The sequence below is a fragment of the Polaribacter sp. genome (assembly GCF_051251875.1).
Lineage (GTDB): Bacteria > Bacteroidota > Bacteroidia > Flavobacteriales > Flavobacteriaceae > Polaribacter.
Map to the genome: position 1 here is coordinate 73,185 of NZ_JBPOGL010000006.1, position 24,136 is coordinate 97,320.

Annotated in this window: 24 protein-coding genes; 13 read left to right on the plus strand and 11 right to left on the minus strand. The window is 30.5% G+C overall.

Annotated elements, in window-relative coordinates; translation table 11 throughout:
- Positions 1-352: 352 nt before the first annotated feature.
- Positions 353-949, plus strand: a complete 597-nt coding sequence (locus ACSHW5_RS04685; RefSeq protein ID WP_435674949.1) for a hypothetical protein — start codon at positions 353-355, stop codon at positions 947-949.
- Between the two features lie 91 nt (positions 950-1,040).
- On the opposite strand, the gene rlmN is transcribed toward ACSHW5_RS04685, so the two are convergent.
- From rlmN to ACSHW5_RS04715, 6 genes are all read right to left on the minus strand, one after another.
- Positions 1,041-2,081: a 23S rRNA (adenine(2503)-C(2))-methyltransferase RlmN gene (rlmN, locus tag ACSHW5_RS04690; protein ID WP_435675009.1), complete on the minus strand. Its 1,041-nt coding sequence runs from the start codon at positions 2,079-2,081 to the stop codon at positions 1,041-1,043.
- Positions 2,082-2,302: 221 nt separating this feature from the next.
- Positions 2,303-3,352, minus strand: a complete 1,050-nt coding sequence (gene queA / locus ACSHW5_RS04695; RefSeq protein ID WP_435674950.1) for a tRNA preQ1(34) S-adenosylmethionine ribosyltransferase-isomerase QueA — start codon at positions 3,350-3,352, stop codon at positions 2,303-2,305.
- A gap of 73 nt (positions 3,353-3,425) precedes the next feature.
- The gene (locus ACSHW5_RS04700; RefSeq protein ID WP_435674951.1) at positions 3,426-4,655 is read right to left on the minus strand and encodes a 3-phosphoshikimate 1-carboxyvinyltransferase; all 1,230 of its coding nucleotides are present in this window, start codon (positions 4,653-4,655) and stop codon (positions 3,426-3,428) included.
- A gap of 8 nt (positions 4,656-4,663) precedes the next feature.
- Entirely contained in the window at positions 4,664-4,912 is a 249-nt protein-coding gene (locus tag ACSHW5_RS04705; RefSeq protein ID WP_435674952.1) for a hypothetical protein, read from the minus strand.
- A complete protein-coding gene (locus ACSHW5_RS04710) occupies positions 4,913-5,239 on the minus strand; it encodes a nucleotide pyrophosphohydrolase (RefSeq protein ID WP_435674953.1) in 327 nt (108 codons plus the stop codon). It lies immediately after the preceding gene.
- A gap of 274 nt (positions 5,240-5,513) precedes the next feature.
- Positions 5,514-6,200, minus strand: coding sequence for a Crp/Fnr family transcriptional regulator (locus ACSHW5_RS04715; RefSeq protein ID WP_435674954.1), 687 nt, complete (start codon positions 6,198-6,200; stop codon positions 5,514-5,516).
- Between the two features lie 105 nt (positions 6,201-6,305).
- Between ACSHW5_RS04715 and ACSHW5_RS04720 the strand changes: the two genes are divergently transcribed.
- The 12 genes from ACSHW5_RS04720 (at position 6,306) to ACSHW5_RS04775 (ending at position 18,605) form a co-directional block, all read left to right on the plus strand.
- Positions 6,306-8,681: a heavy metal translocating P-type ATPase gene (locus tag ACSHW5_RS04720; RefSeq protein WP_435674955.1), complete on the plus strand. Its 2,376-nt coding sequence runs from the start codon at positions 6,306-6,308 to the stop codon at positions 8,679-8,681.
- Positions 8,682-8,685: 4 nt separating this feature from the next.
- Complete coding sequence (locus ACSHW5_RS04725) at positions 8,686-9,024, plus strand: AraC family ligand binding domain-containing protein (protein ID WP_435674956.1); 339 nt, start codon at positions 8,686-8,688, stop codon at positions 9,022-9,024.
- Positions 9,021-9,719 carry a purine-nucleoside phosphorylase gene (deoD, locus tag ACSHW5_RS04730; protein ID WP_435674957.1) on the plus strand — a complete coding sequence of 233 codons (699 nt, stop codon included), beginning with the start codon at positions 9,021-9,023 and terminating at the stop codon, positions 9,717-9,719. Before ACSHW5_RS04725 ends, deoD begins: the two co-directional genes overlap by 4 nt.
- Positions 9,720-9,729: 10 nt before the next feature.
- Positions 9,730-11,100: an oxygen-independent coproporphyrinogen III oxidase gene (gene hemN, locus ACSHW5_RS04735; protein WP_435674958.1), complete on the plus strand. Its 1,371-nt coding sequence runs from the start codon at positions 9,730-9,732 to the stop codon at positions 11,098-11,100.
- A gap of 92 nt (positions 11,101-11,192) precedes the next feature.
- Complete coding sequence (ccoS, locus tag ACSHW5_RS04740) at positions 11,193-11,360, plus strand: cbb3-type cytochrome oxidase assembly protein CcoS (protein WP_435674959.1); 168 nt, start codon at positions 11,193-11,195, stop codon at positions 11,358-11,360.
- Between the two features lie 22 nt (positions 11,361-11,382).
- Complete coding sequence (gene ccoN, locus ACSHW5_RS04745) at positions 11,383-13,578, plus strand: cytochrome-c oxidase, cbb3-type subunit I (protein WP_435674960.1); 2,196 nt, start codon at positions 11,383-11,385, stop codon at positions 13,576-13,578.
- A gap of 4 nt (positions 13,579-13,582) precedes the next feature.
- Complete coding sequence (locus ACSHW5_RS04750) at positions 13,583-13,750, plus strand: CcoQ/FixQ family Cbb3-type cytochrome c oxidase assembly chaperone (protein WP_435674961.1); 168 nt, start codon at positions 13,583-13,585, stop codon at positions 13,748-13,750.
- Positions 13,751-13,762: 12 nt separating this feature from the next.
- Positions 13,763-14,620 (plus strand): cbb3-type cytochrome c oxidase N-terminal domain-containing protein, encoded by an 858-nt coding sequence (locus ACSHW5_RS04755; protein WP_435674962.1) that lies wholly within the window; start codon positions 13,763-13,765, stop codon positions 14,618-14,620.
- Positions 14,621-14,692: 72 nt separating this feature from the next.
- Positions 14,693-16,117: a cytochrome c oxidase accessory protein CcoG gene (gene ccoG / locus ACSHW5_RS04760; RefSeq protein WP_435674963.1), complete on the plus strand. Its 1,425-nt coding sequence runs from the start codon at positions 14,693-14,695 to the stop codon at positions 16,115-16,117.
- A 210-nt stretch (positions 16,118-16,327) separates the two neighbouring features.
- On the plus strand, positions 16,328-16,774 hold the full coding sequence (locus ACSHW5_RS04765) for a FixH family protein (protein WP_435674964.1): 447 nt from the start codon (positions 16,328-16,330) through the stop codon (positions 16,772-16,774).
- Positions 16,774-17,472, plus strand: a complete 699-nt coding sequence (locus tag ACSHW5_RS04770) for a sulfite exporter TauE/SafE family protein (protein ID WP_435674965.1) — start codon at positions 16,774-16,776, stop codon at positions 17,470-17,472. The genes ACSHW5_RS04765 and ACSHW5_RS04770 overlap by 1 nt, the downstream gene beginning before the upstream one ends.
- Before the next feature lie 152 nt (positions 17,473-17,624).
- A complete protein-coding gene (locus tag ACSHW5_RS04775) occupies positions 17,625-18,605 on the plus strand; it encodes a PorP/SprF family type IX secretion system membrane protein (protein WP_435674966.1) in 981 nt (326 codons plus the stop codon).
- On the opposite strand, the gene murI is transcribed toward ACSHW5_RS04775, so the two are convergent.
- The 5 genes from murI to ACSHW5_RS04800 all read right to left on the minus strand — a co-directional run bounded on the left by murI (position 18,602) and on the right by ACSHW5_RS04800 (position 24,132).
- Positions 18,602-19,396, minus strand: a complete 795-nt coding sequence (murI, locus tag ACSHW5_RS04780) for a glutamate racemase (protein ID WP_435674967.1) — start codon at positions 19,394-19,396, stop codon at positions 18,602-18,604. The two genes, ACSHW5_RS04775 and murI, sit on opposite strands and share 4 nt — an antisense overlap.
- Positions 19,397-19,466: 70 nt before the next feature.
- Complete coding sequence (locus ACSHW5_RS04785; RefSeq protein WP_435674968.1) at positions 19,467-19,973, minus strand: OmpH family outer membrane protein; 507 nt, start codon at positions 19,971-19,973, stop codon at positions 19,467-19,469.
- Positions 19,974-19,985: 12 nt separating this feature from the next.
- Entirely contained in the window at positions 19,986-20,783 is a 798-nt protein-coding gene (locus ACSHW5_RS04790) for an OmpH family outer membrane protein (protein ID WP_435674969.1), read from the minus strand.
- Between the two features lie 66 nt (positions 20,784-20,849).
- Complete coding sequence (gene bamA, locus ACSHW5_RS04795) at positions 20,850-23,420, minus strand: outer membrane protein assembly factor BamA (protein WP_435674970.1); 2,571 nt, start codon at positions 23,418-23,420, stop codon at positions 20,850-20,852.
- Positions 23,389-24,132, minus strand: coding sequence for an isoprenyl transferase (locus ACSHW5_RS04800; protein ID WP_435674971.1), 744 nt, complete (start codon positions 24,130-24,132; stop codon positions 23,389-23,391). Before ACSHW5_RS04800 ends, bamA begins: the two co-directional genes overlap by 32 nt.
- Positions 24,133-24,136: the final 4 nt, after the last annotated feature.

The following is a 24,136-nucleotide window of genomic DNA, read 5'->3' on the forward strand; positions in this document are numbered from 1 at the left end:
GAAAAATAATTTCGAAGCAAAAATAATAGATTAATAATAAAAACGCTGTTTTAATCAAAAAAACAATAATTATAGAATACAATTTAACTAATTAATTATTTTAGTTCTATTTCTAAGCGAAATTCATTCGAAAAAACAGTCACTTAGGGAGATATTAACGTTCTTAAATTTGGAATAAGATACTTCTTATAAAATTTTAAAAGAGATAAAAATAAAATACTCATTTATAAAACAACTTCTAATAAACTTCATTAGTTAAATGTTTTTTTCTATTAATATAAACTCACTTAATAAGTTCTTAATTTTAAATTTCGATTACCTTTAGTCTTTAAAAATTATAAACAAAATTACTATGCAAAACATTCATTTCCCAGCTACGTTCGAATTTAAAATATCTACGTTGGCCAACGACTTTACAGCAAAAGATAGTAGCGGTAAACCAATTGCTTATGTGCGTCAGAAAATGTTTAAATTGAAAGAAGATATTAGCATTTACGAGAACGACACAAAATCTAAATTAAACTATAAAATTAAAGCAGATAAATGGTTAGATTTTTCTACTGCTTATTCTTTTTTTGATGAAAAGGATAAAGAGTTTGGAAAAGTTGCTAGAAAAGGATGGAGATCTCTTTGGAATGCTCATTATGAAATTATTAATCAGCATAAAAAACAGCAATATGTTATTAACGAGAAAAACCCTTGGGTAAAAGTTTTAGACTCTTTACTTGGTGAAATCCCTGTTTTAAGTTTCTTTACAGGATATCTTTTTAACCCAATTTACCTTGTAAAAAACAACGAGGGTAAAACAGTTGTTGAGCTTAAAAAATTAAAATCCTTTTTTGGTAAAAACTTTGAAGTTTCTAAAATAGGAGAATTAGATAGCGATGATGATGATAGAGTTATGTTATCTTTAATGATGTTTGTTTTATTAGAAAGAAGAAGAGGATAAACTGACTTCTTAAAATTTAAAAAAGCGCTCAAGAGATATTAAAATCTCTTGAGCGCTTTTTATTTTATATATTATTTTCTAAATAGAAAAATTAAGATTTATTGGCCAATTGCCCGCAAGCCGCATCAATATCTTTACCCCTACTTCTTCTTACATTTACAGTAATATCATTCATTTCTAAATTAGAAATATAATTGTTTATAGCCGATGAGCTTGCTTGCTGAAACTCACCATCATCAATTGGGTTGTATTCTATTAAATTAACTTTACACGGCACAGCTTTACAAAAATCTACCAATGCTTTTATGTCTTCTTTTCTATCGTTAATACCTTTCCAAACAATATATTCATAGGTAATTGCTCTACTTGTTTTTTCGTACCAATATTCTAAAGATTCTTGTAAATCTTTTAATGGAAAATTAGTATTAAAAGGCATAATAGAAGTTCTTACCTCGTCAATAGCGGAATGTAAAGAAACTGCTAAATTAAATTTAACCTCTTCATCTGCCATCATTTTAATCATTTTTGGCACACCAGAAGTAGAAACGGTTATTCTTTTTGAAGACATTCCTAAACCCTCAGGAGATGTAATTTTCTCTATGGATTTCATCATATTTTTATAGTTCATAAGAGGTTCTCCCATGCCCATAAATACAATATTTGTTAATTTTCTATTATAGTATAACCTGCTTTGTTTGTCTATAACTACTACTTGATCGTAAATTTCATCTGGATTTAAATTACGCATTCTCTTTAAACGAGATGTTGCGCAAAATTTGCAATCTAAACTACAACCAACTTGACTAGAAACACAGGCTGTTGTTCTTTTTTCTGTAGGTATTAAAACAGATTCTACCACCAAACCATCGTGTAATTTAATTCCGTTTTTAATGGTGCCGTCTTTACTTTTTTGCATAGAATCTACTTTGATATGATTAATTACAAAGTTAGCTTCTAACATTTCTCTGGTTTCTTTAGAAATGTTTGTCATGTCTTCAAAAGTGTGCAAAGATTTGCTCCAAAGCCATTCATATACTTGATTTCCTCTAAAGGATTTGTCGCCATTTTCTACAAAAAAATCACGTAATTGTTCTTTGGTTAAGGCTCTAATGTCTTTCTTTTTTGTCAAGATTTCTAGTTTTTAAAAATAGAATTGCAAAAATACGCATATAATTTTAGCTTATTACTATTGTTTGCAAGTAGGTTGCGTTAGCGATTGAAATGGAAATCCTTTTGTGAGGTACGAACAAAAGATTGTATTGTAAAGCGCGACCTTTTTAGGTAACGCCCAAATAAAAAAAAACTGACAATTAAATAACTGTCAGTTTGATTTTTTTAAAATTCTTAAAAGAATTATATAATTAACATAGCGTCTCCGTAAGTAGAGAATCTATATTTTTCTTTGATAGCTTCTTTGTATGCTTCCATTAAAAAATCATAACCAGCAAAAGCTGCGGCTTGCATCATTAAAGTAGATTTTGGTTGATGTAAATTAGTAATCATTGCGTTTGCAATACTAAATTCATAGGGAGGAAAAATAAATTTATTTGTCCAACCTGTATATCCTTTTATTTCTCCTTTAGATGAAACTGAAGACTCTACAGTTCTCATTACTGTTGTACCAACAGCACAAACTCTTCTCTTTTCAAATTTTGCTAAGTTAATTTTATCAGCGGTTGCATCTGAAATAATAATTTGCTCAGAATCCATTTTATGTTTCGATAAATCTTCTACTTCTACCGGGCTAAATGTACCCAAACCAACATGCAAAGTGGTTTCTGCAAATTCTACTCCTTTAATTTCTAAACGTTTAATTAAATGTTTAGAAAAGTGTAAACCAGCGGTTGGTGCAGCAACTGCGCCTTCATGCTTTGCGTAAATTGTTTGGTAGCGTTCTGCATCAGACTCTTCTACTTCTCTATTAATTGCTTTTGGTAACGGCGTTTGACCTAATTCTAATAATTTTGCTCTAAACTCTTCATAAGAACCATCAAATAAGAAACGTAATGTTCTACCTCTAGAGGTTGTGTTGTCTATAACCTCTGCTACTAAACTGTCATCCTCTCCAAAAAACAATTTATTACCAATTCTTATTTTTCTTGCCGGATCTACTAAAACATCCCACAATCTGTTTTCTGCATTTAATTCTCTTAATAAGAAAACTTCTATTCTTGCGCCTGTTTTTTCTTTGTTACCAAACATTCTTGCAGGAAAAACTTTGGTATTATTTAACATCATAACATCACCTTCATCAAAGTAATTTATAACATCTTTAAAAAGTTTATGCTCTATGGTGCCTTCTTTTCTGTTTAACACCATTAAACGAGACTCGTCTCTATGTTCTGCAGGATATAAAGCTAAAAGCTCTTCTGGTAATTCAAATTCAAAATGGGATAATTTCATAGGTCTATTTGCTTATTAACGAGCGCAAAGATACGATATCGGAATAGGCGTTGTCAAGTGTTTGACCGTTTATTTATAGTTTATCTATTTTAAACCCAATTTGTTGCATGTCTTCCCAAAATTTTTGATATGATTTTGTAACTACTTCTGCATTTAAAATTTTAATTGGAACTTTAAATGCTAACGGAGCAAAAGCCATTGCCATTCTATGATCATTATAGGTTTTTATAGCAATATTTTCATTAATTTTTGATGAAATTTCTAAATGCAAACTAATATCTGTCACAGAAATTGTTGCCCCTAAATTTGTTAATTCATCATGCAAAGCCACCAACCTATCTGTTTCTTTAATTTTTAACGTGTGCAAACCAGATAAATTACAAGCAATACCTTCTGCAAAACACGTTACTGCAATAGTTTGTGCAATATCGGGTGCATTTTTTAAATCTAATTCTAAGGTTTCTTTTTGGGTGTTTTTTTCTTTTTTTAGGGTGATAAAATTTTCACCATAAATAGTGGCAACGCCAAAATGTTGGTAAATTTCTGCCAAGCAAGAATCTCCTTGTAAACTTTCTTTTTTATATGCTGATAAGGTAATTTCTGAACCTATTTCAGACAAAGCTGCAATGGAATAAAAATAACTTGCAGAAGACCAATCAGACTCTACAACTACTGTTTGTTTTTCTATTGATTTCTGAGGTTTTACTTTTATAAAATTATCCTTAAAACTACTTTCAATTCCTACTTGATGTAACAAACTTAAGGTCATTTTAATATAAGGAACAGAAGTAATTTTACCCAGCAATTCTATTGCTAAGCCATTTTCTAATTTTGATGCAATTAATAGCATAGAAGAAATATACTGGCTACTTACATTACCATTTATTTGCACTTTATCTTTGGTAATTTTTGCGCCTTTAATTCTTATTGGCGGATACCCAACTTTGTTTTCGTAACTTATGTCTGCGCCCAAATCTTTTAAAGCATTCACCAAAATTTCTATAGGTCTGTTCTGCATTCTTTCAGAACCTGTAAGCACTACTTCTCTACCCTCTTTTACTGCAAAATAAGAGGTTAAAAAACGCATTGCTGTTCCTGCATGACCAATATCTACCAGTTCTTTATTGGTAGAAAGTGCGTGTTGCATGTGCACAGAATCATCTGAATCTGATACGTTTTTAATAGTAATTTCTGGAAATAAATTTTGAAGAATCAACAATCTATTCGATTCACTTTTAGAACCAGAAATGGTAATTTTTTGAGCTATTTTTTGCTCTTTTAACTTACGTAATAAAATATTCATTGATCTTTTTATTTCATGTTTTTATTAGTAATATAGCATCCGTAAACAACACTAATTACTATTTTAATTCCAAAGAAACTTACCCATTTACCTTGGCCAAAGTTTATTTCTGACACGTTGCTAAAATTGCCCGAAAAAATATCGCTAGCACTATTCATTACTAAAGAAATTAACACAACCATTACAAAAAATGGTATGGTTACTTTCATAAAACTAGACCAAAACAAAGGTTCTTTAATTTTTTCTAAAAATGTCATTTATTTTAATTTTTGATTATTTTGATGACGATCGTGATCGCGTTTTGTTTTAATATCTAATTTTTTCTCGAAAGCGTCTTGCAAATTAATGCCCGTTTGGTTTGCTAAACACAATACAACAAAAACAACATCTGCCAATTCTTCTCCTAAATCTTTATTTTTATCAGATTCTTTTTCACTTTGTTCTCCATAACGTCTTGCTATTATTCTTGCAACTTCACCAACTTCTTCTGTTAATTGCGCCATATTTGTAAGCTCATTAAAATAACGAACTCCGTGTTTTTTTATCCAATCATCTACCTGTAATTGTGCGTCTTGTATATTCATTCTCTGTTATTATCTGATTGAAAAAATTTGAAGATTCAAAGATACATTTTCTAAAATTATATAGAATAATTTAGATGAAAAAATCTTAGGTTAAAATGGTGTTTTTTCTTTTTATCATACGTTTTTAACACGCCTTAAAGCGTTTAAAAAAATGTAAAAAGTACGTTGTATAAATTTGTTTGCAAAAGGAAAAAAACATTCATTCTTTGTTTTTATCAATAAAAAATATTGATTTTCTAATGGAAGTTTAAAATTAGTTCTCTATTAAAAAACACTAAAAACCTTGTGCAATTTTCTCTAATTCTATGGAACTAAGAATAATAATATTTTTACCTTTAAAGTCTATTACTTCTCTCTTTTTAAACTCTGATAACAAACGAATTGCAGACTCCGTTGCTGTGCCAATAATGTTAGCAATATCTTCACGAGAAAGCTGAATATTTATTGCTCCTTGTGCATTATTTTGGAATTTAGATTGAAGTTGAAGCAGCGTTTCTGCCAAACGTTGTTTCACTGTTTTTTGAGCCAGATTTACAATTAAATTATCTGCAATTTTTAAAGAGTTTGCCATATCTTTTAACACACTCATAGTAAAATTATTGTTTTTTTGTAAATCTCTAATAATTTCATCTCTTGGAATAAAACAAACTTCCATATCATTTAAGGCAACCGCTTGTAAATTAGAGACCTCATCAGAAACCAAACTTCTTTCGCCAATTATATTACCTTTCTGAACAATATTAACAATCTGATTTCTACCATTTTCACTCATTTTAGACACTTTACAAACGCCTTCTTTAATGCAAAAAACACCATTTAAATGTTCTCCTTCATCAAATAGAATTTCACCTTTTTTTACAGACTTAGAAGTTTTACAGCCAGAAATTCTTAATAATTCTTCTTTAGAAAGATGTTTTAAAGAATTAAATTGACGAACAATACATTGTTCACATTTACCCATATTAATGCCTATTAATTACTAGTCAAATATAAACCAAAAAGCTGATAAATGTCATGTTTTATAAAGGAAAATTATTAGATTTTTGCAAAAGGCAAAAGAGTGAATATGAATTCTACACATTGTTACCATTGTGGAGATTCTTGTGATGATCATTTCATACAATTTGATGACAAACATTTCTGTTGTAATGGTTGTAAAACTGTATACGAGATTTTTTCTGAAAATGATTTAACAAGTTACTACAATTTTCAAGACAACCCTGGAGCAATTCCAACTGAAATTCAAGGAAAATATGATTTCTTGGATAACAGTTCTATTTCCGAAAAATTATTAGACTTTAATGATGAAAACACACAAATAGCAACCTTATACATTCCGCATATTCATTGCAGTTCTTGTATTTGGGTGTTAGAAAATTTACATAAATTAAATTCAAAAATAACTACTTCTCAAGTAGATTTTCCAAAGAAAAAAGTAAGAGTTACCTATAATTCTAATGAAATTTCTTTAAAAGAAATTGTATTATTATTAAGCTCTATTGGTTATGAACCTTACATTAGCTTAGAAGATTATGAAGCTGGTAAAAAAAATGTAGACAGAAGTTTAACGTATAAACTAGGTATTGCTGGTTTTGCTTTTGGAAACATAATGTTTCTCTCGTTTCCAGAATATTTTGAAGTTGATGGTTTTTGGTTAGAAAAATATAAAAACATCTTTAGATGGTTAATGTTTTTCTTTTCATTGCCCGTAGTTTTTTATGCCGGACAAGATTATTTTATTTCTGCATTTAAAGGTTTACGCTCTAAAATATTAAATATTGATGTTCCTATTGCACTGGGTATCTCTGTTCTATTTATTAGAAGTTCAATTGAAATTATTTTCGATTTAGGAACTGGCTTTTTTGATAGTTTAACAGGCTTGGTATTTTTTCTATTATTAGGAAAATTTTTTCAACAGAAAACCTATAATTTCTTATCTTTTGAACGCGATTATAAATCGTATTTTCCTATTGCGGTTACACGTATTTTAGCAAACCAAAAAGAAGAAAATGTACAAATTTATGATATTGAAAAAGGAGACAGATTACTCATCAGAAACCAAGAATTAATTCCTGTAGACGGAATTCTCATCACCGGAAAAGCAGACATAGACTATAGTTTTGTTACTGGCGAAGCAGATCCTGTTTCTAAAAAATCTGGAGACAAACTTTTTGCTGGCGGAAAACAACTTTCCGGAATTATAGAAATGGAAGTTTTAGCCTCTGTTTCTCAAAGTTACTTAACACAATTATGGAGTAATGATGTGTTTCAAAAAGACAAAAATTCACACTTTAAAACCATCACAGACAACATTAGTAAAAACTTTACCATTGTTGTTTTATCCATTGCCTTTTTATCAACTGCTTATTGGCTATTTTTTGATACTAGCAAAGCCTTAAACGTTTTTACTGCAGTATTAATTATTGCCTGTCCGTGTGCAATAGCATTGGCCGCACCATTTACTTTAGGAAATATGTTGCGCATTTTTGGTAAAGAAAAATTTTACTTAAAAAACGCAACCGTTATAGAGCAGTTGGCTGCAATAGATACTATCATTTTTGATAAAACAGGTACGTTAACAACCCATAAAGAAAATACTATTTCTTATGATGGAATTCAATTAAACAATCAAGAAAAAAGCATTTTAAAAAGTTCTTTAAGAGCATCTAACCACCCGTTAAGCAGAACATTATACAATACTTTTAATGAAGTTGAAACACTTACCATTTCTGATTATAAAGAAATTGTAGGTAAAGGAATTCAAGTACAATATAAAGACACAAGTCTTACATTAGGTTCTTCTTCTTTTGTAAAAAATAATGTTGATTCATCAGCTTTAGACACTTCTGTTTATGTTAGTTTTAACAATGCTTATAAAGGAAAATTTACTTTTAAAAATTCATACAGAAAAGGTGTCAAAGAATTGTTTAATTCTTTAAAAAAAGAGTTTGATTTGGCAGTTGTTTCTGGTGATAATGAAGGAGAAAAAAGCTATTTACAAGAACATTTACCCAAAGAAACAACATTATTATTCAACCAAAAACCAGAAAATAAATTAGACGTTGTTGCAAACCTTCAGAAACAAAACAAAAAAGTAATCATGATTGGTGATGGCTTAAATGATGCCGGTGCCTTAGCGCAAAGTGATGTTGGTATTGCTTTATCTGAAAACATTAATGTATTTTCTCCTGCCTGTGACGGCATTTTAGATGCTTCAAAATTTAATAAAATAGGGACTTATATACAGGCTTCTAAAAAAGCTATTAAAATTATAGAATATAGTTTTATACTCTCTTTATGTTACAACATCATAGGATTGTATTTTGCCATTACGGGGCAATTAATGCCAGTAATCGCAGCAATTTTAATGCCTTTAAGTTCAATAAGTATTGTAGTATTTACAACAATTTCCACCAATTTATTGGGGAATAAAATCAAATAAAATTATGAAAGTAGCATCGTTTTTAGAAAATATTATATTCAATTCAGACAAACCAGCATTGTCTCTTTTACAGGATACAGAATTTTCAAAAGAAATAAGAATTGTGTTTAAAAAGGGTCAGCTAATGGAAGATCATCAAGCTCCTTTTGCAATAATTGTTCAAGTGATACAAGGTAGTATAGATTTTGGTTTGGCAAATGAAGTAACGCAATTAAATGCAGGAGATTTAGTATCATTAAAGCCACATGAAGTTCATAATCTTACTGCAAAGGTAGATAGTATTGTAAGATTATCTTTGTCAAAATCAGATAGTGTTAAACGAGTAAAACAGGTAGTAGAATGAGTGTACATATAGCAGCAAAAAAAGGAGAAATAGCAGAAACTATTTTATTACCTGGAGATCCTATGAGAGCAAAATGGATTGCAGATACTTTCTTTAAAAATAGTATTCAATACAATGATGTTCGTGGCATGTTAGGATTTACCGGAACCTATAAAGGGAAAAGAATTTCTGTACAAGGCACCGGAATGGGAATTCCATCAACCTTAATTTATTGTACAGAATTAATTACTCAGTTTGGCGTTAAAAATTTAATTAGAGTAGGTTCTGCTGGGTCTTATCAAAAAGATGTAAAAATTAGAGATATTGTGCTAGCAATGGCTGCTTCTACAAATTCTGGATTAAATACCATACGTTTTAATGGCGCAGATTATGCCCCAACAGCCAGTTTTAAATTATTTCAAAAAGCTATAGAAGTTGCTAAAGAAAAAAATATTGCTGTAAAAGCAGGTGGCGTTTTAAGTTCTGATGAATTTTATGCAGATGAGTTTGATAGCTATAAAAAATGGGCAGAATATGGCGTTTTATGTGTAGAAATGGAAACATCTGGCTTGTACACTGTTGCTGCAAAACACAATGTAAATGCCTTGTCTATTTTAACCATATCAGATAGTTTGGTTACCAAAGAAAGAACCACCGCAGAAGAAAGAGAACAAACCTTTAAAGAAATGATTGAAATTGCTTTAGAGCTTACTTAAAAAATTTAAAATGACAACATCACTAGTACAAAAATATAACATTCCCGGACCAAGATATACAAGCTATCCAACGGTACCTTACTGGAACAAAGAAGGAATTGACAAACAAGATTGGATTCAATCTTTTCAAACATCATTTAAAGAAAGTAACTCTTCAGAAGGAATTAGTATTTACATTCATTTGCCTTTTTGTGAGAGTTTGTGTACGTTTTGCGCCTGTCATAAACACATTACAAAACGTCATGAGGTAGAAGATGAATATATAGATACCGTTTTAAAAGAATGGAAATTATATGTTGCTCTTGTTGATGAAACTCCAATAATAAAAGAATTACATTTAGGTGGCGGAACGCCTACTTTTTTCTCAAAGGAAAACCTAAAATACTTAATGGACGGAATTTTTGAAATCGCAAAAAAACATCCTTTAGCAGAATTTAGTTTCGAAGGGCATCCTAACAATACTACAAAAGAACAATTACAAACCTTATTTAATGAGGGGTTTACAAGAGTAAGTTTTGGTGTACAAGACTATAATGAAAAAGTTCAAAAAGCAATTCATAGAATTCAGCCATTTGAAGCTGTAGAGCAAGTAACAAGATGGTCTAGAGAAATTGGGTACACATCTGTAAGTCACGATTTAATTTTCGGCCTTCCACATCAAACCAAAGAAAACGTAATTTACAGCATCAACAAAACAAAAGAATTACAACCAGACAGAATATCCTTTTACAGTTATGCACATGTACCTTGGGTAAAAGGTGTTGGGCAAAGAGGTTTTAATGAAGATGATTTACCTAAGAATGATGAAAAAAGAGAACTCTATGAAATAGGTAAAGAGCTTTTTGCAGAATTAGGATATGTAGAAATTGGCATGGATCATTTTGCCTTAAAGTCAGATAGTTTGTACACAGCAACCATCAACAAAACATTGCATAGAAATTTTATGGGGTATACCGCCAATAAAACGCAATTAATGATTGGTTTAGGAATGTCTGCAATTTCTGATTCTTGGTATGGATTTGCACAAAACGTAAAAACGGTAAAAGAGTATCAAAAGATTGTAAATTCAGGTGAAATTCCTATTTTTAGAGGACATTTATTATCCGAAGAAGATAGAATTATCAGAAAACATATTTTAAATATTATGTGTCATTTTTCCACTTCGTGGGAAAAGGACGCGATGAAAATAAAAAATGTAGAAACACATTTAGCATTGTTAAAAGAAATGGAACAAGACGGATTGGTTAAAATTGATGTACAATCACACTCTTTAGCAATTCCAGAAAAAGCGAGACCCTATGTACGAAACATTTGCATGGCTTTTGATTTACATTTATTAAAAAACAAGCCAAAAACACAACTGTTTTCAATGACTATTTAACAAAATTTTTAGATATTTACAAATCATGACATTTGTCATATTTTAAGAAAACGACCAATAGTACTTTTGAAAAATCAATTATCAGGCAAGATATGAGCGTAATATACCTACTACTTTCTATAAGTATTATTGTAGCAATAGCTTTTTTTATAGCATTTATCGTCTCTACCAAGAGAGGACAATATGATGATATGTACACTCCTTCTGTACGTATGTTGTTTGATGATGAATTGGTCAAAGAAAAAAAAGAAACTAACTAAATAGAAATAAATTTAAGTAAATATGGAAATGCAACAATTTTATTACGATAATAAGATCGTAAAAAATTTCATCTACGCAACATTACTCTGGGGTCTTGTTGGGTTTTCGGTGGGTTTAATGCTCGCTTTTATGTTTTTGTTCCCAAATTATACAGAAGGAATTCCTTGGTTAAGTTTTGGTCGTTTAAGACCATTGCATACCAATGCTGTAATTTTTGCCTTTGTAGGAAACGCAATGTTTGCGGGGATTTATTATTCGCTTCAGCGATTATTAAAAGCAAGAATGGCTAGCGATTTTTTAAGCAAGTTTAATTTTTGGGGATGGCAATTAATTATTGTTGCAGCAGCCATAACCTTACCGTTAGGTTTTTCTTCTTCTAAAGAATATGCCGAATTAGAGTGGCCAATAGATATTGCTATTGCCATTGTTTGGGTGGCATTTGGTGCAAACATGATTTGGACTATCTTACAAAGAAGACAACGTCATTTATATGTAGCCATTTGGTTCTATTTAGCAACATTTGTTACTGTTGCAGTATTGCATATTTTTAATAGTTTAGCGCTGCCTGTTACCATGTTTAAATCATATTCTGTGTACGCAGGTGTGCAAGATGCATTGGTACAATGGTGGTACGGACATAATGCCGTGGCATTTTTCTTAACAACACCTTTTTTAGGATTGATGTATTATTTTGTTCCGAAAGCAGCAAACAGACCCGTTTATTCTTATAGATTATCTATTGTTCACTTTTGGTCATTAATATTTATTTATATCTGGGCAGGACCGCATCACCTTTTATATACTTCATTACCAGAATGGGCTCAAAATTTAGGAGTTGCATTCTCTATAATGTTATTAGCTCCATCTTGGGGTGGTATGATTAACGGTTTACTAACGTTAAGAGGTGCTTGGGATAAAGTAAGAACAGATCCTGTTTTAAAATTTATGGTAGTTGCAATTACCGGTTATGGTATGGCAACTTTTGAAGGACCCATGTTATCCTTAAAAAATGTAAATGCAATTGCACACTTTAGCGATTGGATTATTGCACACGTACACGTTGGCGCATTGGCTTGGAATGGTTTCTTAGCGTTTGGGATGTTATATTGGTTAATTCCTAGAATGTTTAAAACAAAATTATATTCTGTAGGGTTGGCTAACTTCCATTTCTGGATAGGTACTTTAGGTATTATCATGTACGCTTTACCAATGTATGTTGCAGGTTTTGTACAAGCCTCTATGTGGAAACAATTTAATCCTGATGGATCTTTAACTTATGGTAACTTCCTAGAAACTGTGCACGAAATTATGCCAATGTATTGGATGCGTGCCATTGGAGGTAGTATGTATATTATTGGTGCTTTTGTAATGTTGTATAATGTTATTAAAACAGTAAAATCTGGTAGCGAAGTTACAGATGAATTGGCAGAAGCTGCAGCTTTAACAAAAGTTCCTAAATACAGAACTAGTGGTGAAGGATGGCATACTTGGATTGAAAGAAAACCAATCAAATTGACAATTTATGCAACTATTGCCATCTTAATTGGAGGAATGGTGCAAATTATACCAACATTATTAGTAAAATCTAACATACCAACTATTAGTAGTGTAAAACCGTATACACCTTTAGAATTAGAAGGTAGAGATATTTACATTAGAGAAGGTTGTGTGGGTTGTCATTCTCAAATGGTAAGACCTTTTAGAAGTGAGGTTGAACGTTATGGAGAATACTCTAAAGCAGGTGAATTTGTGTACGATCATCCATTTTTATGGGGATCTAAACGTACAGGACCAGATTTACATAGAATTGGTCAGAAATATAATGATAGCTGGCACTTAAATCACATGTATGATCCGCAAAGTACATCACCAGGTTCTATTATGCCATCTTACAAATGGTTGATAAGAAACGAGCTTGATAAATCTGACACAGAAGCGAAGATGAAAGCGATGGTTACTTTAGGCGTTCCGTATTCAGATGAAGAAATTGCAAATGCGCAACAACACATGTTAGACCAAGGAACTAAAATTGAGCAAAATTTATACGCAGATCCTGATTTTGCAAAAAATTATGAAGCTGATAAAAAATTCGCTGAGGAAAACGGAGAAACTTTTATAGAAATGAAAAACAGAGAAATTGTAGCAGTTATTGCTTACATACAACGTTTAGGTACGGATATAAAAGTAAAAGACGAACAAAACACCGCTAAAAACTAAGAACATGTTAAAGTTTATAAAAGGTCACATGGAGAGTATTTTAGGCATAGAAATCTATCCTTTAATATCATTAATCATATTCTTTACTTTTTTTGTAGTCTTATTCTTGTGGGTATTTACAGCAAAAAAGGAATACATAAATTCGGTAAGCAACTTACCTTTAGATCATTAAAAGAGACATAAAATGAAAAAATATTTTCAATCTTCAATTTATATAATTTTTGTAATTGTTACGTTTTTAGCGCTTGCAAAGTCGTTTATGGTGTACGAAAACCCATTTAACTTTTTTGAAAATCCTTTAGTTTGGTTAACGCTAATTGGTTTTATATTGGTAATTGTTTTAAAAGAAACAATAAACGTTATTGCCATTAGTAAAGCAACAGAACTACAAAATGAAAAAGATGGCGTAGTTCCTGAAGCACCAAATGCATGGATTCAAAAACTATTAAAATCTTGGACAAAATCTAAAGATATAGAAGACGAACAAGAAATTGTTTTAGACCATAATTATGACGGAATTAGAGAATTAGACAATACGTTACCACCTTGGTGGGTGTATATGTTTTATGCATCAATAGTATTTGCCATTGTGTATTTGGTAAGATTTGAAGTTTTAGACGGAGATAGTCAAATAATGGAATATGACAAGGCCGTTGCAGAAGCAAAAGCTGAATTAAAAAAATACAAATCTACAGCTCCAGATTTAATTACAGCAGAAAGTGTTGCATTGTTAACAGATGCCAAAGATTTAGGTAGAGGAAAAGCTGTTTTTGGTTTAAATTGTGCTTCTTGTCATTTGGCTGATGGAGGTGGTTCTATTGGACCCAATTTAACTGATGAATTCTGGATTCTAGGTGGCGGAATCAAAAATGTATTTACTACAATTTCTAATGGTGGTAGAGATGGTAAAGGGATGATTGCCTGGAACAAAACTCTAAAAGCAGTAGATATTGCAAAAGTTGCTAGCTATGTAATTTCTTTACAAGGAACTACACCAGCTACCCCAAAGGCTCCGGAAGGAGATAAGTGGGAAGAAAAGTAGTATGTTTTTTTTAGATTGAACCTAAATCATAACTTCGTTAGAAAATAAATTAAATTTTCAACAATTAAACTCATGAAAACGTCTGAAAAGGAACAGTTTAGAGACAGTATAGGTACAATAGATAAAGACGGAAAGCGAGCGTGGGTTTTTCCTAAAAAGCCTAGTGGAATATTCTACAAATACAGAACGTATGTTAGTTATTTTTTACTCGCTTTTTTGCTCACAGCACCGTTTATAAAAATTAATGGAAATCAGTTTTTACTATTTAATGTCTTAGAGCGTAAGTTTAATATTTTCAGCTTCCCTTTTTGGCCGCAAGACTTTCATTTGTTAGTAATATCAATGATTGTAGGCGTTGTTTTTATCATATTGTTTACCGTTGTTTTTGGTCGGATTTTCTGTGGATGGATTTGCCCGCAAACCATTTTTTTAGAAATGGTTTTTAGAAAAATTGAGTACTGGATAGATGGTGATAGAGGAAAACAAATTCGATTAGAAAAACAAGCTTGGAATGCAGAAAAAATTAAGAAACGACTTTTAAAATGGTTTATTTTCTTTGTGATTTCTTTTATTATTGCCAATGTATTTTTAGCCTATTTAATTGGTGGAGATACACTGATCAGTTATATAACCGGAAATCCGTTTGATAATATTAGTACACTTATTTCTTTAACAATTTTTACCTGTGTTTTCTATTTTATATTTGCTTGGTTTAGAGAACAAGTATGTATTATAGCGTGTCCTTATGGTAGACTACAAGGTGTATTATTAGACAACAAAACCATTAATGTAGCGTACGATCATAAACGAGGTGAAAGAGCAGAAGGCAGATCAAAATTCAAGAAAAATGAAGATAGAGAAGCTTTAGGCAAAGGAGATTGTATTGATTGTAAACAATGTGTTGTTGTTTGCCCTACAGGTATCGACATTAGAAATGGTACACAATTAGAATGTGTAAATTGTACGGCATGTATAGATGAATGTGATCATATTATGGAAAGTGTTGGCTTACCAAAAGGTCTCATCAGATATGAAAGTGAAGAAAATATAGAGAAAAAGAAACCTTTTAAATTAAATGCTAGAATTAAAGGGTATTCGGCTGTTTTATTCATTTTAGTAGGAATTTTAATAGGAATGTTGTTCTTAAGAAATGATGTTGAGGCTACTATTTTAAGGTTACCAGGTCAATTGTATCAGCACAAAGAAAATAATATGATTAGCAATGTGTATACGTTTAAAGTAATAAATAAAACCTCTAAGGAGATTACTGATGTAAGTTATAAAATTTTATCTCACAAAGGCGGAACCATAAAACTAGTTTCCAATCATAACTTTACGGTACCAAAACAAGGATTGGCAGAAGGTACTTTATTTATAGAACTAAATGCAGCCGCATTAAAAGGTGATAAAGATAAATTAGAAATAGGAGTTTTTAGTGGTGATAAATTAATTGAAACAACCACCACCAACTTTTTAGGACCTCGAAGTTATAAATAAACTAATTTGTTACATTGATACATTGATACATTGATAAATTGTTACATTAATACATTGTTACATTAACACATTGTTACATTAACACATTGTTACATTAACACATTGATATTGCAAATAATTAAACCATCATTAAGATTAAGGGCAAATAAACAAGCTATTTATTAAAAAACTGTTTATAGAAATTCTTATAAAATGATAAAATAAGAAGATATGAAATTTAATTGGGGAACAGGAATTGTTATTGCAATTGTAGCATTTATGGGGTTTATTTTATATTTTGTTATTACTATGAGTACTAATAAAACCTATAGTTATGATTTGGTTACAGAAAAATATTATCAAAAAGAATTAGGGTTTCAAGATGAAATTAATGCAGAAAAAAATGCGATAGTTCTAAAAGAGAAAGTTACAATACAAAGAACTAAAGAAGGATTAAAAATAGCATTTCCAAAAGAGTTTTCTCCAGAAGAAATTACAGGAAAAGTGTTCCTATATAGACCATCTAATAAACAATTAGATTTTGAAATACCTATTTCAATTTCTAATACATATTTGCTCGTGCCTGAGAAACGTTTACTAGATGGTCGCTGGAACATTAATATTGCTTTCAAATATAACAATAAAGAGTACTTAGTTAAAAAAGAAATACAATATTAATGTTTTTATCTGCAATAATATTTGGTTTATTAGGAAGCTTCCATTGTGTTGGTATGTGCGGTCCTATTGCCTTTATGTTGCCAATAGATAGAAATAATAAAGTTAAAGGTGCATTCCAAATTTTAAGTTATCACCTCGGTAGAATATTTACTTATAGTTTAATAGGCTTGCTTTTTGGCTTTTTAGGAAAAGGTTTTTATTTCTTCGGTTTTCAACAACAATTATCTATAATAGTTGGCGTAAGCATGATTTTAATAATCATTTTTCCTAAATTTTTCTCCAAAGTAAATTTTTCTAAAAATATAAACAAGGCAATTTTTAAAGTAAAAAATGCATTGGGTAAAGAATTAAAAAAGAAAAGAAATGACACCTTTTTTACCATTGGTTTTTTAAACGGTTTCTTACCTTGTGGGTTAGTGTATATGGCCGTTTTTGGGGCGTTGGCAACTACAAGTACTTTTTATGGTAGTTTGTACATGATGCTTTTTGGTTTGGGCACAATTCCGTTAATGACAGCTGTTGTATATTTAGGTAATTTTACCAAAGGAACCTTTAGAAAAAAGATACAAAAAGCAATTCCAATTGTTGTTGTTTTTATTGGTGTATTATTCGTTTTAAGAGGTTTAGGTTTAGGAATTCCTTATATTTCACCTGCACCCGTTTTAGAGCTAGTTTCTTCTCAAAATTCTTGCCATTAAGCTAACAATTCTAGGTTCTTATGTACTCAATTAAATAGAAAAGGACAAATTATTCCATAAAAATTAAAATTACAGTGTTAAAATCTTGTGTTGAAAACTGTTTATTATAAGAAAAACAATATATTTGAGAACTTTAAAACAACCTCCCTACAATGAAGTGTACATATTTACATGTTTTTTTGGTATGTTTTGTTTTTTTTTCACTAAAAAACAATGCCCAAGAAACCTTACCTATATATCAAGATTATTTATCTGATAATGTCTACTTATTGCATCCCTCTGCAGCAGGTATTGGTAATTCTAGCAAGTTGCGGTTTACAGCAGGACAACAATGGGCAGGAGTGCCAGATGCACCAGCTTTACAAACTTTAAGTTTTCATTCTAAATTTAATGAATATTCTAACGCAGGCTACGGACTGGTTATTTTTAATGATAGTAATGGATTTCACTCTCATAAAGGAATTCAAGCTGCGTATTCTTATCATTTACCCATGAGTAATGGAAGTATTTTTGAGCAACTCTCTTTTGGTTTGGCTTTTTCTTTTGTACAATATCAATCGGATCAAAGAAGTTTTACAGGAGACCCTACTGTAAGTCAAGTAATAGAAAGTAATAGTTACTACAACGCAGATTTTAGTGCGGCCTATCACAGAGGTGGCTTTTCTTCATACTTTACCGTAAAAAACTTATTTTTATCAGCAAAAAACAATTTGCGTTATGAACCTCTCGATTTAAGAAATTTTATTTTTTCTGCAGGTTATTACTATGGTGAAGAGAACTACATTCAATTAGAACCTTCTGTAATGGTACAATTTAAAGAAGGAACAGGAGAAAGAATAGCAGACTTTAATCTTAAAGCATATAAAACAATTTCTCAAACACAAATTTGGGCAGCCCTATCTTATAGAAGAAGTTTTGACCAAAATACAATTGATAACTCACAATATATTTCTCCAATTATAGGTGTTAATTTTGACAATTTAATGTTTTCATATACCTATACAAATCAGATGAATGATGTTGTACTTACAAATACTGGTTTTCATCAAATTTCAATTGGTCTAAATCTATGGACTAGAGAACCTAGAGGTGCAGCCTGTCCGAACATTAACTCTATGTATGGTGGATTTTAAAACTCTTTTTCAGTAATTGTAACACATCCAGAATCAGATGCTATTAATTGACTTAAAACACCTTTGTCTTTATTGATATAAAAATGATGGCGTCCTTTATTTGTAGTACTATTTAAAATATTGTTCAATTTTAAAATGGCTTTTGTTTGTCTGGCAACAGCAGCACCAGAATCTATGATTGTTATTTTTGTACCTACTAATTCCCGTATTTGAGGAATTAAATACGGGTAATGAGTACACCCCAACACTAAACTATCTACGTTTTGTGCTATCAAAGGATTTATATATGATGATAATAAGACTGTCATTTCATCAGAATATAACTTCCCTCCTTCTATTAGTTCTACCAACCCTTTTCCAATAATTTCTTTACGTACAATTTTTTTATTGATCGTACTAGAAGTTTTTTCGAACAATTCACTGTTCAATGTCCCTTTTGTAGCTAAAATACCAATAGTATTTGTTTTGGTTTGTAAAGCAGCCGGTTTTATAGCAGGTTCTATACCTATAAAGGGAACTGTAAACGTTTTTCTTAAGGTTTTAATAGCATTGGTAGTTGCAGTATTGCAAGCTACAACAATTAGCTTACAATTGTGCTCTAATAAAAACTGCGTATTTTTAATGGACAAATCAATGATCTCTTGTTGGCTTTTTTCACCATAAGGTGCGTTTAAACTATCTGATAAATACATAGTATTTTCAAATGGTAACAAGGTTTTTATTTCTTTCCAAATTGATGTACCACCAACTCCTGAATCAAAAATACCAATAGGATAATTATTCAACTTCATTACTGTAAAAATAAAAAAACCTACTTTAAAAAAGTAGGTTTGAATATTATAATATTAAAAAGTAATTTTATTAGAAACCTAATTTTGCTTTTACAGCGCTATAGATATCTTCTCCTTTTTTTACTAACAATCCTTTACCAACAGAAGCGTCTAAAACATAATCAAGACCTTTGGTTGCTGCAACTTCTTCAATTGCTTTTTGAGCTTTTTCAATAATTGGTCCTAACTCTTCTGCTTGCTTTGTTTGCATTTCTTGATAAGCACCTTGTCTAGCTTGCTCATATCTTGCTCTATCTTGTTGCACTTCTTGTGCTCTAGTTTCGTTAATAACTTGAGTTTGTGATTTTTGTTCAGCAGTATATTTTTGCATTTTAGCTTCTAACTTTTTACCCATTCCTTCTATTTCATCTTGGTACGTTTTAGCTAATTTTTCAATAGATGATTTTAAAGTTTTTGTTTGAGGCATTTCTGCTACTAATTTTTCAAAGTCTATATGACCTAGTTTTTGTGCATTTGCAACACCAGCTACTCCTAAAGTAAATACAGCAATTAATAGTAACGTTTTAAAATTTTTCATTCTTGTTTTAATTTAATTATTATTGTTCTCTTTTTTTTCCGCTTCTTTTTTCTTTCTTAAAGCTTCTTTTTTCTCACGCAAAAGTGTTCTTTTTGCTTCTCTTTTCTCTATAAGAGATTTCTTTTTTTCTTCTAAAATTTTCTTTTTAGCTTCTTTATCTGCTAAACTTTTTGCTGCCGCTTCTTCTTTTTTTCTTAACAACTCTTCTTGCTTATCAGAAAGTTCTTTAGATGGAACTGCTTTTCTTGCATTCCTTTTTTCATTTCTTATTTCATTCTTTTCATCAATTAAACGTGTTCTGTTTATGGTTGATAAAACGAGCTCGCTAATATCGTATTTTTTATTGGAAAAAAGCATGACTAAATCACTAGATTTATCAAAAACAAAATCATATTTTTTTCTTTTCGAAATAGCTTGTATAGCGTTGTAAACTTGATCTTGTATTGGTTTTACCAATTGCTTTCTAACCATAAACATATCTCCTGATGGTCCAAAATATAAAGATTCTAATCTTCTTAATTCTTCTTGTTTTAAAGTAATTTCTTCTTCTTTTTCTTCGATTAAATCTTTAGTAAGAATTACTTTTTCATTTGCCAAATCAGACTTTAAAACTTCTATATGTCTTGCTTCCTTATCTAACTTACTTTTCCACTTAGTAACCTTGGCGTCTAACGTATTTTGAGCCTCTACATATTCTGGAACATTTTCTAGAATGTATTCCATATCTATATAAGCAATAATTTGATTTCTTTGCGACCAAGAAAATGTTACACTAAGTAAAAGAACGATGGTAAAAAATATTTTTTTCATTTGTATAGTATGTGTTTAGAAAAAACCGTGCCAAAAAAATCTTAGCATTACAAATGTACGATTTTCCTAGAATTGTCTTCCAATAATAAAATGTGTTTGCCAACCAGATTTTTCAGTTTGTCCTGGTAAAGGATCAAAACCATGAGCAAAATCAATACCTAATAAACCAAATGCAGGCATAAATATTCTAACTCCTAAACCAGCTGAACGTTTTAATTCAAACGGATTAAATGTATTAAAATTGTCATAAGAATTACCCGCTTCTAAAAACCCTAAAGTATAGATAGATGCTGATGGTGAATCTGTGATAGAATAACGTAATTCCATTTGAAATTTATTGTAAATAGTACCTCCATAAGCAGAAGATAACCCACTATTTTCATATCCTCTTAACCCAACAGTTTCTCTTCCATCTAATTGATAGGCTGCAATACCGTCTCCACCAACAAAATAACGCTCTACAGGTGTTGCACCAAGATCTGTGTTGTAAAAACCTAAGTAACCAAATTCTGCATTAGACATTAATACAAGTTTATCTGTAAAAGAGGTATACCATTTTCCTTTAAAGTTTAACTTATAATATTCTAACCATTTATACTTATCATTATCTGAGATACTGTTGTCTAAATAATTTTTATTATTCACTAAAGAATAAGGAAATGTTGCTTTACCACCTATTGTAAACTCAGAACCATAGGTTGGAAAAATTAAACTTGGCCCTGCAGAGTTTCTTGACAATGAAATATTATACGAAAGGTTATTTAAACTACCGTTATTTAGGTTTAATCCTGATAAACCAAAACTATAATTATTAGATTTTAATAATTGGTAACTGATAGATTGTGATAATTGGAAAAAATCATCTGGCCATTTTAAACGTTCTCCTAAACCAATAGAAGCACCAATAATTCCTAAACTTTTACTTCTATCTACATCATAGGTTGTATAGTCTAATTGATATTGATTAGAAGAATATACAGAAAATGATAACGACTTTGGTTTTTTACCACCTAACCAAGGTTCTGTAAATGAAAAACTATATGTATTATACGTTCTACTAGATTGTAAACGTAAAGATAATGTTTGACCATCTCCCATTGGTAATGGTTTGTACGCTTCTTTATTAAAAATATTTTTGATTGAAAAGTTGTTAAAAGACAATCCTAAAGTACCTATAAATGAACCTCCACCGTAACCACCTTGTAGTTCTATTTGGCTTCCTCCTTTTTCTACAACAGTAAAATCTATATCTGCAGTTTTATTTTGATAATCTGGTATAACATCCGGAGTAACATTGGCATCAAAGAAACCTAATTGACCTATTTCTCTAATAGATCTTATGATGGCAGATCTGCTAAATAAATCTCCTGGTTTTACACGTAACTCTCTAAACAATACATGATCATTTGTTTTATCATTTCCAGAAACAGTTACTTTTTTAATTCGTGCTTTTTCATCTTCTCTAATTCTAATTTCAACCGTAATAGAATCGTTTTGCACTTTTGTTTCTACCGCATTTACAGAAGAAAATAAGAACCCGTTATCTTGATACAAGGTAGATAAATCTTCAGAAGTTGGACTTCCATCTCCTTTTACACGTTCTTTTAAAACTGCGCCATTGTAGACATCTCCTTTATCAATTTTTAAAATTTTATTTAATTGTTCATCTGTATATTCGCTATTCCCTACAAATAATATTTCTGCAAAACGGTATTGTCTACCTTCTTCTAAATCTATATGTACGTTTATTGTATTGTCTGTATTCCAAGAAATATTTTCTTTTAAAATTCTAGCATCTCTGTATCCTATTCTACTATATTTATCAAGAATACTTTCTAAATCTTCTTCGTATTTTTCTTCAATATATTTTGATCCTTTCCAAAAACGACCAAAAAATTTTTCTTTAGTGTTTTTCATAGCCCCTCTTAATTTTTTATCAGAGAGTGCTTTGTTGCCTGTAAAAAGTATGTCTTTTATTTTTATTTTATTTCCTTTATCAATAAAAACAGACATGTTTACAATGTTAATATCTGAAGTATCTTTTTTTACATCTAAATTTACTTTAGTTTTTAAGAAACCTTTGTCTGTATATTTTTTTGCAATGTAGTTTTTAGTAGTTACAATTAAGTTGTCTGTAACCATTGCGCCTTGTTTTAATTCGGCTTCTTTTAGAATTTCTTTTACTTTAGATTTTTTTATCCCTGTAATATTAATATTGTTTAATTGGGGTAATTCTTGTACATCAAACTGTAAATAAACAGATTCACCATCTACTTTTGCTAGGTAAACATCTACATTGCTAAATTGTTTACTTTCGTACAACTTTTTAATAGCACTTGTTAGCTTGTCTCCTGGTAGTTTTATGGTTTGCCCAGTTCTTAAACCTGTAAATACTCTTACGGTTTCTTCGCTAAACTTTTTTAAACCGGTAACAGAAATACCTCCTAAAAGATATTCTTTTCCTTTTTCAAAAGAATTATTTTTGGTAGTAACGGTGTCCTTTTTAAGTACAAAAACGCTATCTTTTTTTGTTTGTGCATTTGCACTAAAATTAACAATTAGTGCTAAAAATACTATAACAGCAGAAAATAATTTTATAAAAAATTTATTCTGTAATTTGTTCGCTTGTTTTTCCAAATCTTCGTTCTCTATTCTGATATTCTATTATTGCATCATAAAAATGCTCTTCCCTGAAATCTGGCCAAAGTATATCTGTAAAATATAATTCAGCATACGCCATCTGCCATAATAAGAAATTACTAATGCGTTGTTCTCCACTAGTTCTTATCATTAAGTCAACATCGGGCAAATTAAACGTATATAAATGGTTATTTATAATGTTTTCGTTTATTTCTTCTATTAAAAGTTCTTTATTAACAACTTTTTTAGATATGTTTTTGATAGTATTAACAATTTCTTCTCTTGCACCATAGCTTAAAGCAAAAGTTAAAATGATTTTTGTATTATTTCTAGTTTCAGAAATAACATCTGCCAATACTCTTTGGGCTTTATTTGGTAAGTTTTCAATGGCGCCAATGGCGTTTACCTTTACTCCATTTTTCTGAAAACCGGGTAATTCTTTTTTAAGTGAATTTACTAACAAACTCATTAGAGCATCTACTTCTAATTTTGGTCGGTTCCAATTTTCAGTAGAAAAAGCGTAAAGTGTTATGGCAGAGATGCCAATTTCAGAAGCCGCTTTTACAGATTCTCTCACAGCAGTAAGGGCATTTTTATGTCCAAAAATCCTATTCATGCCTTTACCTTTTGCCCAACGGCCGTTACCATCCATTATTACGGCAACGTGTTTAGGCACTCTTTGTAAATTAATTTGTAGTTTTTTATCCATAATT

Coding starts and splice junctions, on each gene's coding strand:
- ACSHW5_RS04685 (WP_435674949.1), top strand. CDS start 353: ATGCAAAACATTCATTTCCCAGCTACGTTCGAATTTAAAATATCTACG.
- queA (WP_435674950.1), bottom strand. CDS start 3,352: ATGAAATTATCCCATTTTGAATTTGAATTACCAGAAGAGCTTTTAGCT.
- ACSHW5_RS04700 (WP_435674951.1), bottom strand. CDS start 4,655: ATGAATATTTTATTACGTAAGTTAAAAGAGCAAAAAATAGCTCAAAAA.
- ACSHW5_RS04705 (WP_435674952.1), bottom strand. CDS start 4,912: ATGACATTTTTAGAAAAAATTAAAGAACCTTTGTTTTGGTCTAGTTTT.
- ACSHW5_RS04710 (WP_435674953.1), bottom strand. CDS start 5,239: ATGAATATACAAGACGCACAATTACAGGTAGATGATTGGATAAAAAAA.
- ACSHW5_RS04715 (WP_435674954.1), bottom strand. CDS start 6,200: ATGGGTAAATGTGAACAATGTATTGTTCGTCAATTTAATTCTTTAAAA.
- ACSHW5_RS04720 (WP_435674955.1), top strand. CDS start 6,306: ATGAATTCTACACATTGTTACCATTGTGGAGATTCTTGTGATGATCAT.
- ACSHW5_RS04725 (WP_435674956.1), top strand. CDS start 8,686: ATGAAAGTAGCATCGTTTTTAGAAAATATTATATTCAATTCAGACAAA.
- deoD (WP_435674957.1), top strand. CDS start 9,021: ATGAGTGTACATATAGCAGCAAAAAAAGGAGAAATAGCAGAAACTATT.
- hemN (WP_435674958.1), top strand. CDS start 9,730: ATGACAACATCACTAGTACAAAAATATAACATTCCCGGACCAAGATAT.
- ccoS (WP_435674959.1), top strand. CDS start 11,193: ATGAGCGTAATATACCTACTACTTTCTATAAGTATTATTGTAGCAATA.
- ccoN (WP_435674960.1), top strand. CDS start 11,383: ATGGAAATGCAACAATTTTATTACGATAATAAGATCGTAAAAAATTTC.
- ACSHW5_RS04750 (WP_435674961.1), top strand. CDS start 13,583: ATGTTAAAGTTTATAAAAGGTCACATGGAGAGTATTTTAGGCATAGAA.
- ACSHW5_RS04755 (WP_435674962.1), top strand. CDS start 13,763: ATGAAAAAATATTTTCAATCTTCAATTTATATAATTTTTGTAATTGTT.
- ccoG (WP_435674963.1), top strand. CDS start 14,693: ATGAAAACGTCTGAAAAGGAACAGTTTAGAGACAGTATAGGTACAATA.
- ACSHW5_RS04765 (WP_435674964.1), top strand. CDS start 16,328: ATGAAATTTAATTGGGGAACAGGAATTGTTATTGCAATTGTAGCATTT.
- ACSHW5_RS04770 (WP_435674965.1), top strand. CDS start 16,774: ATGTTTTTATCTGCAATAATATTTGGTTTATTAGGAAGCTTCCATTGT.
- ACSHW5_RS04775 (WP_435674966.1), top strand. CDS start 17,625: ATGAAGTGTACATATTTACATGTTTTTTTGGTATGTTTTGTTTTTTTT.
- murI (WP_435674967.1), bottom strand. CDS start 19,396: ATGAAGTTGAATAATTATCCTATTGGTATTTTTGATTCAGGAGTTGGT.
- ACSHW5_RS04785 (WP_435674968.1), bottom strand. CDS start 19,973: ATGAAAAATTTTAAAACGTTACTATTAATTGCTGTATTTACTTTAGGA.
- ACSHW5_RS04790 (WP_435674969.1), bottom strand. CDS start 20,783: ATGAAAAAAATATTTTTTACCATCGTTCTTTTACTTAGTGTAACATTT.
- ACSHW5_RS04800 (WP_435674971.1), bottom strand. CDS start 24,132: ATGGATAAAAAACTACAAATTAATTTACAAAGAGTGCCTAAACACGTT.